We start from the raw sequence: 14,436 nt of genomic DNA, 5'->3' as shown, positions 1-14,436 counted from the left end.
CCCAGCGATTGCGGCGCATTCGGATGCGGCAGGCAAGGAGACGGTATGGGCGCCACACATCTGCCCTCTACCGAGTTCGATCAAAGCGAAGCGGACGACCAGCGTGAGGCGCAGGCCGAAGCAGTCCTCGGCGACCCTGATGTTCGGATGGTCCAGTTGCTCGGCCCGGACGGCACACTGGGCACGGACCCGGTGTTCTCGGCGTACGCGGACCGGCTCGATGCCGAAAAACTGCGCGGCTTCTACGCGGACATGGCCAAGATCCGGCGCTTCGACGTCGAGGCAACCGCGCTGCAGCGGCAGGGCCAGTTGGCGCTCTGGGTTCCGCTTACCGGCCAGGAAGCGGCGCAGATCGGCTCCGGCCGGGCAAGCCAGCCGCAGGATTACATCTTTCCCACCTACCGCGAGCACGGGGTCGCATTGACCCGCGACGTGGACCTCGCCGAACTGCTGCGCCAGTTCCGGGGCGTCTCCAACGGCGGTTGGAATCCCAAGGAGACCAACTTCCACCTCTACACCCTGGTGCTGGCGGCCCAGACGCCGCATGCTGTCGGCTACGCGATGGGCCTCCAGCGCGACCAGCAGCGTGCCGCGGCAGGGACGGACGGCGGCCAGGATCCGAAGGCGGCCGTCATGGTCTACTTCGGCGACGGCGCCAGTTCTGAGGGTGACGTCCATGAGTCCATGGTGTTCGCGTCCTCCTACAACGCCCCCGTCGTCTTCTTCTGCCAGAACAACCATTGGGCCATTTCAGTGCCCACCGCGGTGCAGACGAGGATCCCGCTGTCCAACCGTGCCAAGGGATACGGCTTCCCGGGCATCCGGGTGGACGGCAATGACGTGATCGCGGTCCACGCCGTCACCGAGTGGGCGCTGGAACGTGCGCGCGAAGGCAAGGGGCCGGTGCTGATTGAGGCCTTCACCTACCGGGTGGGAGCGCACACCACGGCGGATGACCCCACGAAGTACCGCGGGTCCGACGAGGAAGCGCTGTGGCGGGCCAAGGATCCCCTGGAGCGGTTGGAGAAGTACCTCCGCGCCGAAGGGCTGGCCGACGACGCCTTCTTCGAGAAGGTCAAATCCGACGGCGATGAGCTGGCGGCCTACGTCCGCCGCACCACCCATGACTTGGAAACACCGGACATCCGCACGGCCTTCGCCAACACCTACGCCGAGGCACACCCGCTGGTGGCCGAAGAGCTGGCGTGGTTCGAAAATTACAGCGCAAGCTTCGACGACGGAGCAGCCGAGAACACGGAAGAGAAGACGGACGGGGCAGCGCGCCGATGACCACCATGACCATAGCCAAGGCCATCAACGAGGGCCTGCGGGCGACCTTGAGCAACAATCCCCGGGCCCTGCTGATGGGCGAGGACATCGGCCTCCTCGGCGGTGTGTACCGGGTGACGGACGGTCTCATCGCCGAGTTTGGTGCGGACCGGGTGGTGGATACGCCGCTGGCTGAGTCCGGGATCATCGGCACCGCGATCGGCCTGGCACTGCGCGGGTACCTTCCGGTGTGCGAAATCCAGTTCGACGGATTCGTTTTTCCCGGCTTTAACCAGATCACCACCCAGCTGGCCAAGATGCACTCCCGCAGCAATGGCAACCTCACCGTTCCGGTCGTCATCCGCATCCCGTACGGCGGCGGCATCGGCTCGATCGAACACCATTCGGAGTCGCCGGAAGCGCTGTTCGCGCACACCGCCGGGCTCCGCATCATCACGCCGTCCAACCCGCATGACGCGTACTGGATGATCCAGCAGGCTGTCGACTGCCTGGACCCGGTGATCGTCTTCGAACCCAAGCGGCGCTACTGGCTCAAGGGCGACGTCGACACCGACGCCCCGGGGACCGCCGCGGATCCGTTCCGGGCGCATGTGCTCCGCGCCGGAACGGACGCCACGGTTGTGGCCTACGGTCCGCTGGTGCCGGTCGCGCTGGCCGCCGCCGGCGCTGCCGCGGAGGACGGGCACAGCGTCGAGGTGATCGACCTGCGCTCCATCTCGCCCATCGACTTCGACACCGTCACCGCCTCCGTGCAGAAAACCGGCCGCCTCGTCGTCGCGCATGAAGCGCCCACCTTCGGCGGCATCGGTGGCGAGATCGCCGCGCGGATCAGCGAACGCGCCTTCCACTCCCTGGAAGCCCCGGTGATCCGGGTCGGCGGATTCCACATGCCCTACCCGGTGGCCAAGGTGGAGGAAGACTACCTGCCCGACATCGACCGCATCCTTGAGGCGCTCGAACGCGCCCTCGCCTACTGACGGGGAATCCATGACCGTGAACAAGTTCAACCTTCCCGACGTGGGCGAAGGCCTGACCGAGGCCGAGATCGTGTCCTGGAAGGTCAAGGCCGGCGACACCGTGGCCGTCAACGACGTGCTGTGCGAAATTGAAACCGCAAAATCCCTCGTCGAGCTTCCGTCCCCGTACGCCGGCACGGTCACCGAACTGCTGGTCGGGGAAGGCGTAACGGTCGACGTCGGGACAGCGATCATCAGCGTCTCGGACGCCGCACCGGAGACCGCGCCCAAGACCCCGCCCGCTGCAGCCCCGCCCGCCGCGTCCGTTCCGGCCGCGCCCGCGCCGGTGCAGGCAGGCGCGAACCAGGCTCCCATGTACGGCAAACTCGAAGCCGGCACCGTCGAACCCGACACCGTCGGCGGACCCCCGGCCGGTGGCCAGCTGGTCGGTTCGGGCCCCAAGGCCGACGCCGTCAAGCGCCGCCGCCGGATCCCCGGGCCGGGCCGCCCGGCTCCGGCCGCCGACTCGTTACCGGGCCGCGCCGCCCCGTCACCGGGCCGCGCCGCCCCGTCACCGGGCCGCGCCGCCCCGTCACCGGGCCGCACCGCGGCGCCCGCTGCCGGGCCCGTCGACCCGCGGCCAACGCTGGGCGGAGCCATCACGGGCCTGGTCCGCGGCGTCCTGGCCAAGCCGCCGGTGCGCAAGATTGCCCGTGATCTGGGTATCGACCTGACCGACGTCGTGCCTACCGGCGCGCGCGGGGAGATCACCCGCGGCGACCTCGTCAGCTACCAGGCGCAGCGCGATGCCGAAGTCGACCAGGCCGATTCGTTCTGGGGCAAGACCGGCCGGCCGCAGGAACAGCGGATCGAGCGCATCCCGGTCAAGGGGGTCCGCAAGGCCACCGCCCGGGCCATGGTGGAGTCAGCCTTCGCCGCCCCGCATGTGAGTATCTTCGTCGACGTCGACGCCAGCCGCACCATGGAGTTCGTCAAGCGGCTCAAGGCATCCCGCGACTTCGAGGGGATCAAGGTCTCGCCGCTGCTGATTCTGGCCAAGGCCGTGATCTGGGCCGCGGCCCGCAACCCCAGCGTCAACGCGAGCTGGGTGGAGCCGGAGGACGGCAGCGACCGCGCCGAGATCCACGTCAAGCACTTCATGAACCTCGGCATTGCCGCCGCCACGCCCCGTGGCCTGATGGTGCCCAACATCAAGAATGCGCAGGACCTTTCGCTCAAGGAGCTCGCGCTGGCGCTGAATGACCTCGCCACCACGGCGCGCGCCGGCAAGACCCAGCCGGCGCAGATGCAGGGCGGCAGCCTCACCATCACCAACATCGGGGCCCTCGGCATCGACACCGGCACGCCCATCATCAATCCCGGCGAGGTGGCGATCGTGGCGTTCGGCACCATCAAGCAGAAGCCCTGGGTGCTGGACGGCGAGGTGATCCCGCGCTGGATCACCACACTGGGCGGGTCCTTCGACCACCGGGTGGTGGACGGCGACCTCTCGGCGCGCTTCATGGCGGACGTCGCGGCCATCCTGGAAGAGCCCGCCCTGCTGCTGGACTAACCGGGGCGGGCGGCGCCCGGTCCGCTGGAACGCTCCGAACCCGCCCGGGGGAGTTCGCCCGCCCTGCCCGGACGGTCCGGCCCAGTTAGTTCCGTCCGGCCGGTCCCGCACCCGCGCAGTTCCAAGGCATTCCGGGCGTATGCCGCCGGCGGGTGCGCAGTAACTGGGCGGGAACGTCCGCAGGGGCAGAAAGAACGGCCTGGAACTCCGATTGGTATTCAGCGAGTCTCAATGGGACGCAAATAGGTATTTCCCCTTACAGAGTCACCGATCCTAAGCTGGTCAGAGCACGGCATTTGCCCTGCGCCGAGCTGCCCGGGAGCTTCAATGGAGACGCGTCACCTCAAGTACTTCATTGCCGTGGCCGAGGAGCGCCATTTCGGCCGCGCAGCCCAGCGGCTGCACATGGCGCAGCCACCCCTGTCCCAGCAAATCAGGCAGCTCGAGGAACAACTCGGCACGCCCTTGCTGCAGCGCACCACCCGCAAGGTTGACCTCACCCCTGCCGGACAGGTCCTGCTGGACCGGGGGCGGCTGCTGCTGCAGGAACTCGAAGCCCTCGAGGAGGCCGTCCGGCAGGTCGGAGCCGGCGCCACCGGCGTACTCCGGGTCGGTTTCACCGGCACCGCCACCTACAGGTTGATGCCCAGCATCGTCCAGGCCGCGCGCCGCGCGCTCCCCGGGCTCCGCATCACGGTCCAGGGCGAGATGCTGACTCCGCAGATGGAGTCTGCACTCGAGGAAGGCAGGCTCGACGTCGCCGTCCTCCGGCCGCCGGTCCGGTCTGGAACCCTGGCGCTCAAACTCCTGGAACAGGATCAGCTGGTCGCGGCACTTCCGGCGGATTCGCCGCACGCGGCCAAGGCCATTCTTGAGCTTGCGGAGCTCTCCGGCGAGGATTTCGTCGGTTACCCCAGCTCCTCCGCGGTCGGCAGCATCGTCGTCGATGCCTGCCGGAAGGCCGGGTTCCAGCCCCGGCTGGTCCAGGAAGCGAGGGAGACCTCCACCCTGCTCTCGCTCGTCGCCGCGGGGATGGGGGCCGCCCTGGTGCCGATGACATCCCGGATGTTTTCCTTCCAAGGCGTCGTGTTCTGCCCGCTGCGCAATCCGCCGCCGGTGGACCTCGCGGTCGCCTGGAACCGAAACGCCGAAACACCGCTGCTGCACAGCTTCCTGCAACTCTTTGACTCCCCGCTCACCCCGGGCACGGGCCAGCACCCGCAGCCGCTCCCGCCGACGGAGCCGTCAGCCCCTGTACAGCCGGGGGCGCAGCCCGCCGCCGACGCAAAGGAACCCCATCGTGAAAATTGAACGCATTGAGGCCATCCCCTACTCGATCCCGTACGCACGGCCGCTGAAGTTCGCCAGCGGCGAGGTCACGTCCGCAGAGCACGTGCTGGTCCGGATCTACACGGACACCGGCATCTGCGGCATCGCGGACACGCCGCCGCGGCCGTACACCTACGGCGAAACGCAGGACTCGATCCTCTCGGTGGTGACCAAGGTCTTTGCCCCGCAACTCGTCGGGCTGGATCCGCTGGACCGCTCGAAAATCCAGCAAATACTGCGCCGCACGGTCAACAACCCGACGGCGAAGGGGGCACTGGACATCGCCCTCTGGGACGTCATCGGAATTTCCCTGGGCACCCCGGTCCACAAACTCCTGGGCGGCTTCACCGACAGCATGCGGGTCTCGCACATGCTCGGCTTCAAGCCCGCCGCAGAGCTCCTCGAAGAAGCGCTGCGGTTCCGTGAGACGTACGGCATCAACACCTTCAAGCTCAAGACCGGGCGGCGGCCGCTTTCCCTCGACGTCGAAGCCTGCCACGTGCTGCGGGACGGCCTTGGGGCGGACACCGAGATCTACCTCGACGCCAACCGCGGCTGGACGGCGAACGAGGCCATGGAGGTCCTCCGCCGGACTGAAGGACTCGGCCTGTCCATGCTGGAGGAGCCGTGCGAGGCCGGTGAAGCACTGGGCCGCCGCCGGCTGGTCCAGAGCTCCAGCATCCCGATCGTCGGGGACGAAAGCGTTCCCGCCCTGGGTGACGTCTCCCGGGAGCTGCTCTCCGGCGGCAGCAACGCGATCTGCATCAAGACCGCCCGCAGCGGATTCACCGAAGCCCAGCAGATCCTCGGCCTGTGCGAGGGACTCGGCGTGGACGTCACCATGGGCAACCAGATCGACACCCAGATCGGCAGCCTGGCCACGGTGACGTTCGGCGCCGCGTTCGAGTCCAGCTCCCGGCGCGCCGGCGAGCTCTCCAACTACTTGGACATGACCGACGACCTGCTGGCTGAACCGCTCAAAATCAGCGACGGCGCCATTCGGGTCCGCGAGGTCCCCGGCGTCGGCGCGGCCATCGACGCAGACAAACTGCAAAAGTACCGGCAGGACTAGCCCGTCCTGCCCGCCACCCCCACCGCAAGGAGAACCGCATGCTGTACCTGGTCCGCATGGACGTCAACATTCCGCTGGACATGCCCAAGGAGCGCGCCGACGCGCTCAAGGCGGAAGAACGGGCCTACTCCCAGCAACTCCAGCGCGACGGACACTGGGCACATCTGTGGCGGGTCGTGGGCGAGTACGCCAACTACTCGGTGTTCGACGTCGCCGACAACGACGAGCTGCACACCATGCTCTCCGGACTGCCGCTCTTCCCGTACATGGACATCAAGGTGACACCGCTGGCCAAGCACCCGTCCGCCGTCGAATAGCTCCCCCCGGATACACCGCGACGCATTCATACCGAAAAGATTTCAATGCGGCGGAAATAAGTATTTCCCTCCGATCAATGGGGAGCCTACGGTGGAGGCAGGGCCTGATGTGATGCACCGCACGACCTGCAGCCCGGCCAGCCCGCCCAGGCATCCCTGCCAGCGTTCTTTGACAAAGGAGTCACCATGACCACGGAAACTGAAGCCACAGCGGCCGCCTCGGGCGCCGGGGCGACCGCCCGGTTCCGGGAGAACAAGCACATCGCCGCCAGCACCAGCCAGGAACGCGTCAGCGCCCTGGCCGGCCGGTTGGTCAAGGCCGTCAACGATATTGTCCTGGATGAGAAGGTCACCTATGACGAGTACAACGCCTTCAAGGCATGGCTCATCCAGGTCGGTGAGGACGGCGAATGGCCGCTGTTCCTGGACGTCTGGGTGGAGCACTCCGTCGAGGAGGTCGCCAACTCCAGCCGCCACGGCTCCAAGGGCAGCATCGAAGGACCGTACTACATCCCCGACGCCCCCACGCTCGAGACCCCGGCCACCGTGCCGATGCGCGAGGACGAACCCGGTACGCCGCTGCTCTTCCAGGGCCAGGTCACGAACGTCGACGGCGAACCGCTCGCCGGGGCGCTGATCGAACTCTGGCACGCCGATGACCTTGGCTTCTACTCCCAGTTCGCCCCCGGACTGCCGGAATGGAACCTCCGCGGCTCCATCATCGCCGACGCCCAGGGCAACTTCCAGATCAACACCATGCAGCCGGCGCCGTACCAAATCCCCACCGACGGCGCCTGCGGTGCCCTCATCGCGGCGGCCGGCTGGCACGCCTGGCGGCCCGCCCACCTGCACCTGAAGGTCTCCGCCCCCGGGCACCAGCTCATCACCACGCAGCTCTACTTCGAGGGCGACGAGCACGTGGCCGACGACATCGCCTCGGCGGTCAAGCCCGAACTGGTGCTGGCCCCCACCCGGCGCGCCGACGGCAAGGGCCGCGAGGTTACCTACAACTTCGTGCTCGACCCGCAGGACTGAGCCCCCGGGAATGAGCCCGGACCCGCAGGACTGAGCCCCCGGGACTGAGCCCGGGCCCGGCAGCGGGGCCGGGCCGGTCTAGCTGCCGGCGTAGGCGGCGAGCAGCTCGGTGACGCCGGCGCCCCCGGCCCACCCGGCGGCGGCCATGGCCGCGGCGAAGGCCAGCCCGGCCAAACCAAAACTGGCCCCGGTGACGGCGCTGAGGAACTTCCAGTCCTCGCGCAGGACGCTCCGGAAGGTCGCCGGCATCCGCAGGGCGGGGGAGATGAGGTTCGGCGCGCTGTCCACGGACCCGTCGTCCAGGTAGGCGACCACGCGGCCCCCGGTGCGGTCCACCCGCATCATGCTGATGTGGTTTCCGTGCCGGGCCAGCAGGATGTCGTGGCCGACCAGCTGGCGGCGATGCAGAGTGGGCATGTGTTCTCCCTGACGTGGGGCGGATAGGGCTGTCCGCACCATCGGGGGCACCCTCAATTTTACCGGCCGGCCGGCACCGGACCGGCCGCGGGGGAGGTGAGACTGCCCACCGGGGATGGTGACCGGCGTCAAAGCCCAAGACTCCTTTTCGGCGCCCTGAAGCGGCATTAGAGTGGCACCAGCTGCCGCCCGCCGGCGGACCGCCGATCAAAGGAGATTCTGCGTGTTCTCGAGCCCTTTTCCCGCTGTCGATATTCCCTCCGTCAGCCTTTATGACTACCTCTTCCAGGGCCTGAGCGCGGAGGATCTGGACCGGATCGCCGTCGTCGACGGCAGCAGCGGGGAGGAGACCAGCTACCGCGAGCTGCGCGGCCGGATCGACGCCCTCGCCGGGGCGGTCGCGGCCCGGGGCCTCGGCGTCGGCGATGTGGCCGCCATGCTCTGCCCCAACATTCCGGCGTTCGCGGTGGTGTTCCATGGCCTGCTGCGGGCCGGCGCCACCGTCTCGCCCGTCAATTCGCTCTACACGGCCGACGAGATCGAAAAGCAGCTCACCGACGCCGCCGCCGGCTGGCTCTTCACGGTCAACGCGCTGCTTCCGGCCGCCCGGGAGGCGGCCGGCCGGGTCGGTATTCCGGCGGACCGGCTGGTGGTGCTCGACGGCGCCGAAGGTCACCCCTCGCTGCCGGAGCTGCTCCGCAGCGGCTCAGCGGCGCCGGACGTCAGCTTCGACCCCGCCCGCCACGTGGCCGTCCTGCCCTACTCCTCCGGCACCACCGGACGGCCCAAGGGAGTGATGCTCAGCCACCGCAACCTCGTGGCCAACGTCGAGCAGTCGCGCGGCCTGCTCAACGTCCGCCCCGATGACCGGCTCCTGGCGCTGTTGCCCTTCTTCCACATCTACGGGCTGACGGTTCTGCTGAATCTGGCGCTCCGGCAGCGCGCCCGGCTGGTCACCATGCCGAAATTCGACCTCGCGGAGTTCCTCCGGATGGTCCAGGACCACCGGTGCAGCTACCTCTTCATTGCCCCGCCCGTGGCCGTGGCCCTTGCCAAGCACCCACTGGTCGCCGAGTACGACCTCAGCTCCGTGCACACCACCCTGTCCGGCGCAGCGCCGCTGGACGGGCAACTCGGTGCACGGCTGGCCGAACGGCTGGACTGCCGGGTGCTCCAGGGCTACGGCATGACGGAACTGAGCCCGGTCTCCCACCTGATTCCGGTAGACGCTCCGGAGGTGCCGGTCAGCTCGGTCGGCTACACCGTGCCGAACATGGACTGCCGCCTGGTGGACCCCGCCACCGGCGCGGAGATCGACGTCCCGGCGGAGGGCAACAGCGCCCCCGGCCACCTGCTGTGCCGGGGCCCAAACGTCATGCTCGGCTACCTGAACAAGCCCGAGGAGACGGCGGCCACCATTGATGAGGACGGGTTCCTGCACACCGGAGACATCGCGACAGTGCGGGCCGACGGAGTGGTATCGATCGTGGACCGGCTTAAGGAGCTGATCAAATACAAGGGCTACCAGATCGCCCCGGCCGAACTGGAAGCCCTGCTGCTCACGCACCCCGGTGTCGCCGATGCGGCAGTCGTCGGGACCCTGGATGCTGACGGACAGGAAGTCCCGATGGCCTTCGTAGTCCGGCAGCCGGGGCCGGCCGGGGAGCAACTGGATGTGGCCGCGGTGGAAGAATTCGTGGCCGCACGGGTGGCGCCGTTCAAGAAAATCCGCCGGGTCGAATTCATCGATGCCGTGCCCAAGTCGGCGTCGGGCAAAATTCTGCGCCGGATGCTTAAAACAGAGGTTCCCGCACCCCAGCAGTAGTGCTGCGGTGCGGGAACCCGGTGCGGGCGCCCGTTGTCCCGGCCAGTCCTAGTCGGCGATGTCGGTCTTGGCGATGTAGACGTCGCAGGGGGCGTTGTGAGCGACGCTGTTCGCAACGCTCCCCAGCACCCGTCCCAAGCCGCGCATCCTGCGGTTTCCGACCACGATCAGCTGCGCGCCCGAACGCTCGGCTTCCTGGATCAGCGCCTCCGCCGGCTTGCCGCGGGCAGCCGCGTAGGTGACGTTGACGCCGTCACCGCGAAGGCTGGCGGCGACGTCCTTGGCCACCTTCTCCGCGTCGTCGGCGTCGGACACGATCCACTTGTCGCTGCCGCTGCCGAAGACTTCGGTCCGGTCGCTGTCAAAGGCGCTCACCACGTGCAGGGTCGCCCCCAGGGAAACCGCCAGGCCCCGCGCGGTTTGGGCCGCACGCAACGCGGTCTCACTGCCATCTACGCCGACGACGATAATTCCGGACATAAGCACTCCTCAGGTCACGCACGGTTCGGGCCGGGCCCGGGTTCGGACCACGGCAATGCTTCAGGCTACAACGCCGCGATGGCTTCCTGCAGGACCGGCGCCAGCCGCCGCACTCCTTCTTCGATCGCCTCCGGCGGGACCGCGCTGAAGGCGAGCCGCAGTTTGTTGGAGGGCTCATCCGAGTGGGTGAAGGCCGCACCGGGGATGAACACCACGCCGGCGTCGATGGCCTGCTGCAGCAGCGGGTAGGTGTCCACCCCCTCGGGCAGCGTGACCCAGATGAAGAAGCCGCCCTCCGGCCTGGTCCACGCAAGGCCGGGGGGCATGTACTTCTCCAGCGCGGCCAGCATCGCCTCGCAGCGCTCCTGGTAGAGCCCCCGGTACGTGGCGATCTGCCCCCGCCAGTCGTAGTCGCGCAGGTAGGCGGAGACCAGCATCTGGTTCAGGGTGGGCGGGCATAGGGTGACGGCCTCCGAGGCCAGGTAGTAGCGGCGCTGCAGATGGGCAGGAACCAGCGCCCAGCCGATCCGCAGACCCGGGGCGAAAATCTTGGAAAATGACCCCATGTAGATGACATCGTCCGGGTTGCCGGCGCGCAGCGGGGTAAGCGGCACGCCGTCAAAGCGGAGCAGCCCGTAGGGGTTGTCCTCCAGCACCAGTACATTCGCCTTGCGGCATATATCAACGACCTGTTGCCGCCGCTCGGCGGCCAGGGTGATGCCGGAGGGGTTGTTGAAGCTGGGGATCGTGTAGAGGAACTTGATGCTCTTCCCCGCTGTCTGCAGGGCGGCGATCCTGGCCTCGAGCAGGTCCGGAATGATCCCGTGCTCATCCATCCGGACGGTGCCAACCTCAACCTGGTAGGCCTCGAAGGTGTTCAGTGCCCCGACGTAGGTGGGATCCTCGACCAGGACGACGTCGCCGGGGTTGCAGAAGACCTTGGTCGCGACGTCCTGGGCCGACTGCGAGCCGGCGGTGATGACAACGTTCTCGGGCAGCGCGTCGAGGATTCCTTCCGCTGCCATGACCTCGCAGACCTGGGTCCGGAGCTCTTCGGTCCCCTGTCCGCCGCCATACTGCAGTGCCGTGAGACCCTGCTCGGCGATGATCGCTGCCGCGGTCTGGCCCAGGCGCTCCAGGGGCAGCGACTGCAGGTACGGGCTGCCGCCGGCCAGCGACACGAGACCCGGGCGGAGGGAGATGTCGAAGACGTCCCGGACCGCGGACTGCTTGATATTTGCTGCGCGCTCCGAGAAAAGCCCCTCGTGGCGGTGGGCGGACGTAGCCGCACGTTCAATAGCGTCGATTGCCTCGGCCGGAAGGATCTTCTCGGCGGCATCAAGTGTTTCGTGGGTCACATCTGTAGGATACAGGCCCTAGTTGTCGGCTGAAAAACTTCTGTTCACCGAACCCCTGCCGGGGGCGCACGCCGCCCCCGGCGGCCAGTGGCTGCCGGGGGCGGCTGAACGACGCTGCGGCCGGAGCGGCGGAGCTAGGCGGCTTCGGCGGTGCGGGCCTCGGCGAGGGCATCGAAGACGCCCTTGATCTGTTCCACGACCTCGGCGTCGTCCTTGGGGTGGATCTCGGCGAACCGGACCATCGAGCCCGGAACGGCAAGCTTGACGTCTTCGAGGACCTTGGCGCCTGCGATGCCGGCCGCTTTGCGGGCCTCGTCCTGGGCCCAGACGCCGCCGTACTGGCCGAACGCGGTGCCGACGACGGCGGTGGGCTTGCCGCTCAGGGCGCCGGCGCCGAAGGGGCGGGACAGCCAGTCGATGGCATTCTTCAGGGCAGCCGGCAGGGTGCCGTTGTACTCCGGCGTGACGAGGAGCACGGTGTCTGCCTCGGTGGCGGCGGCCCGCAGCGCGGCGGCGGCCGCGGGGACCTGGCCCTCGACGTCGATGTCCTCGTTGTAGAAGGGGATGTTGCCGAGGCTCTCGTGGATGACCACCTCGACCTGGTCGGGGGCGTTGAGCCGGATGGCTTCGGCGAGCTGGGCGTTGGTGGAGCCGGTGCGCAGGCTGCCGACCAGGGTCAGGACGGTGTTGGTGGTCATGTGAACTCCTTGTGGATGCCGCGGAGGCTTCCGCGGCCGGGTCGTTTCTTGATGCTCTTTCGAACCTTCTCCAAGCTAAACGGACTACGGTCCGGTTAATATTCCCGGCGCTACAATGGGCGCTGTGAGCCTGATCCCCATCCGCCCCGGGACGCCGGCCGGACCGGCCGAGTCCGAGCGCCGGGACGCCGCCCGGAACCGTGAGCTGTTGCTGGGCGCTGCCCGCGAGATCATCGAGGAGTGCGGCGCGGACGGCCTCACCATGGCCACGGTGGCTGCCCGTGCCGGGGTAGGCAAGGGCACCGTTTTCCGCCGGTTCGGCAGCCGGGCCGGCCTCATGATGAGCCTGCTCAATGAGGCGGAGGCCCAGTTCCAGGCCAGCTTCATGTTTGGGCCACCGCCGCTGGGGCCCGGGGCGCCGGCCCTTGACCGGCTGATTGCGGCGGGCACGGCGCGGATCGGCTGGGTGCTGGAATACGGGGAGCTGGCCCGCGCGGCCGACGAGTCGGCCCACAACCGCTTCGACGTTCCGGCGGCCGTCCTCTGGCACCGGCATCTCGAAGTTTTGCTCCGTGACGCCGGGGTCGGTGCGGATCCCTGGCTGATGGCCGGCGCGCTCAGCGTGACCCTCGAGCCGGAGCGGATTCTGCACTCCGTCCGGGTGCACGCCGTCGTCCCGGAGCGGCTGGTCGAGTCCTGGCGGGAACTGGTCAGCAGGGTCGTTCGCGGCGGGTAGGGTAGCCCATCCGGCCGCGCAGTACCAAGTCAAATCAAGTCAACGGAGATATTCATAACGATCTGGTAGTGGGGATGCCGCCCCGCCCCGGTTCGGCCGTCTTCCAGCCATGCGCCTGTGGTAGTTTCCTCTGGAATGTGACCCGCAACATAGCCCTGACGGGGTGGCCCGGACGGCCAGCGGGCGGCCAGCCACCCGCTGGCTGTGATCCCGGACCGGCGCGGAGACCCCGCGCTTTGAAGGGGGACAACGGAAGGATCCATGCTGTGAATGTTGAATCGGCCCCGGCCCCCGGCGAGGCAGGCCCGGCCTGTCCGGCGACGTCCGGCAGCCCGCAGGCAACGGCACCCCTGAACTAGTCCCATGCTCCGATACCTTGCCAAGCGTGCCATCACCTATGTGTTCATGATCTTCCTGACCACCAGTGCCGGGTACTTCCTGGCGGTCACCAGCCTGCAGCCCGCGCTGCTGGAACAGGAGAGGATCCCGCGCCCCACCCCGGAACAGGTCGCCAATTCCTTCCGGCTCAAAGGCCTCGACCCGGCCCTGAGCCCCTGGGAACGCTACGTGGACTGGCTGACCGGCATCGTTACCCGCTGGGACTGGGGACGCAGCCCGAACGGCGCGTTCATCAACGCCGAATTCGGGGACCGCGTCTGGATCTCGACCCGGCTGTTCCTGGCCTCGATCATCCTGACCCTGATCATCGGCGTCGCCCTGGGCGTCTACACCGCCGCCCGGCAGTACAAATTCTCGGACCGCGCGATCACCTCATACAGCTACCTCGTCTACATCGTGCCGGCACCGATCGCCTACTTCCTGGTCCAGCTCGGTGCCATCAACATCAACGAGACGGTCGGCGACCGCATCTTCTTCGTCACCGGAATCTCCACCCCCGGGCTGGAGGGCGGCGGCTGGGCCCAGTTCGTGGACATGCTGGCCCACTATGCCGTGCCCACGTTCGCCATCACGATCGTGGGCTGGGGCGCCTACCAGATCGCCCAGCGGCAATACCTCCTGGACAACGTCAACGCCGACTTCGTCCGCACCGCCCGCGCGAAGGGCCTGACCCGCAACCAGGCGATCACCCGGCACGCCCTGCGCGTCTCCTTCATCCCGGTGGCCCAGAGCATCGCCTTCACCATCCCCGCCATCTTTGCCGGCGGCTTCTTCGCCGAAAAGATCTTCGCCTGGCACGGCGTCGGCTCCTGGAGCATCGACGCGATCGCCCTGCAGGACGTCAACGCGGCCACGGCGACACTCGCCTACGGCTCCGTGATCTTCGCGATCGGTGCGATCCTGGCCGACTTCGCCACCACCCTCGTCGACCCCAGAGTGCGGGTGCAGTAA

The 14,436-nt window shown here is 68.1% G+C and carries 14 protein-coding genes; 10 read left to right on the top strand and 4 right to left on the bottom strand.

Features of this window, described 5'->3' with window-relative positions; translation table 11 throughout:
• The first annotated feature begins 45 nt into the window (after positions 1-45).
• The 7 genes from pdhA (at position 46) to catA (ending at position 7,572) form a co-directional block, all read left to right on the top strand.
• Positions 46-1,290: a pyruvate dehydrogenase (acetyl-transferring) E1 component subunit alpha gene (pdhA, locus tag AC3ANP_RS04630; protein ID WP_488332172.1), complete on the top strand. Its 1,245-nt coding sequence runs from the start codon at positions 46-48 to the stop codon at positions 1,288-1,290.
• Entirely contained in the window at positions 1,287-2,267 is a 981-nt protein-coding gene (locus AC3ANP_RS04625; RefSeq protein ID WP_488332171.1) for an alpha-ketoacid dehydrogenase subunit beta, read from the top strand. Before pdhA ends, AC3ANP_RS04625 begins: the two co-directional genes overlap by 4 nt.
• A gap of 10 nt (positions 2,268-2,277) precedes the next feature.
• Entirely contained in the window at positions 2,278-3,819 is a 1,542-nt protein-coding gene (locus tag AC3ANP_RS04620; protein ID WP_488332170.1) for a dihydrolipoamide acetyltransferase family protein, read from the top strand.
• 327 nt (positions 3,820-4,146) lie between these two features.
• Positions 4,147-5,130, top strand: a complete 984-nt coding sequence (locus tag AC3ANP_RS04615; RefSeq protein ID WP_488332169.1) for a LysR substrate-binding domain-containing protein — start codon at positions 4,147-4,149, stop codon at positions 5,128-5,130.
• Positions 5,120-6,220, top strand: coding sequence for a mandelate racemase/muconate lactonizing enzyme family protein (locus AC3ANP_RS04610; RefSeq protein WP_488332168.1), 1,101 nt, complete (start codon positions 5,120-5,122; stop codon positions 6,218-6,220). The genes AC3ANP_RS04615 and AC3ANP_RS04610 overlap by 11 nt, the downstream gene beginning before the upstream one ends.
• Positions 6,221-6,258: 38 nt before the next feature.
• Entirely contained in the window at positions 6,259-6,537 is a 279-nt protein-coding gene (gene catC / locus AC3ANP_RS04605; RefSeq protein ID WP_488332167.1) for a muconolactone Delta-isomerase, read from the top strand.
• A 186-nt stretch (positions 6,538-6,723) separates the two neighbouring features.
• The gene (gene catA / locus AC3ANP_RS04600; RefSeq protein ID WP_488332166.1) at positions 6,724-7,572 is read left to right on the top strand and encodes a catechol 1,2-dioxygenase; all 849 of its coding nucleotides are present in this window, start codon (positions 6,724-6,726) and stop codon (positions 7,570-7,572) included.
• 78 nt (positions 7,573-7,650) lie between these two features.
• Here catA and AC3ANP_RS04595 read toward each other — a convergent pair whose 3' ends face one another.
• Positions 7,651-7,989, bottom strand: a complete 339-nt coding sequence (locus AC3ANP_RS04595; protein WP_488332165.1) for a hypothetical protein — start codon at positions 7,987-7,989, stop codon at positions 7,651-7,653.
• 223 nt (positions 7,990-8,212) lie between these two features.
• Between AC3ANP_RS04595 and AC3ANP_RS04590 the strand changes: the two genes are divergently transcribed.
• The gene (locus AC3ANP_RS04590; protein ID WP_488332164.1) at positions 8,213-9,814 is read left to right on the top strand and encodes an AMP-binding protein; all 1,602 of its coding nucleotides are present in this window, start codon (positions 8,213-8,215) and stop codon (positions 9,812-9,814) included.
• Between the two features lie 48 nt (positions 9,815-9,862).
• Here AC3ANP_RS04590 and AC3ANP_RS04585 read toward each other — a convergent pair whose 3' ends face one another.
• The 3 genes from AC3ANP_RS04585 to AC3ANP_RS04575 all read right to left on the bottom strand — a co-directional run bounded on the left by AC3ANP_RS04585 (position 9,863) and on the right by AC3ANP_RS04575 (position 12,350).
• Positions 9,863-10,294, bottom strand: a complete 432-nt coding sequence (locus tag AC3ANP_RS04585; protein ID WP_488332163.1) for a universal stress protein — start codon at positions 10,292-10,294, stop codon at positions 9,863-9,865.
• Positions 10,295-10,359: 65 nt separating this feature from the next.
• Positions 10,360-11,652: an aminotransferase-like domain-containing protein gene (locus tag AC3ANP_RS04580; RefSeq protein WP_488332162.1), complete on the bottom strand. Its 1,293-nt coding sequence runs from the start codon at positions 11,650-11,652 to the stop codon at positions 10,360-10,362.
• A gap of 134 nt (positions 11,653-11,786) precedes the next feature.
• Positions 11,787-12,350 (bottom strand): NAD(P)H-dependent oxidoreductase, encoded by a 564-nt coding sequence (locus tag AC3ANP_RS04575; protein WP_488332161.1) that lies wholly within the window; start codon positions 12,348-12,350, stop codon positions 11,787-11,789.
• A gap of 124 nt (positions 12,351-12,474) precedes the next feature.
• Between AC3ANP_RS04575 and AC3ANP_RS04570 the strand changes: the two genes are divergently transcribed.
• Complete coding sequence (locus AC3ANP_RS04570; RefSeq protein WP_488332160.1) at positions 12,475-13,086, top strand: TetR/AcrR family transcriptional regulator; 612 nt, start codon at positions 12,475-12,477, stop codon at positions 13,084-13,086.
• 363 nt (positions 13,087-13,449) lie between these two features.
• Positions 13,450-14,436 carry an ABC transporter permease gene (locus AC3ANP_RS04565; RefSeq protein WP_488332159.1) on the top strand — a complete coding sequence of 329 codons (987 nt, stop codon included), beginning with the start codon at positions 13,450-13,452 and terminating at the stop codon, positions 14,434-14,436.

The organism is Arthrobacter sp. JB02-1C, assembly GCF_057748045.1.
Note: the sequence above shows the minus strand (reverse complement) of the source record. Positions and strands in the feature narration are given on the sequence as shown.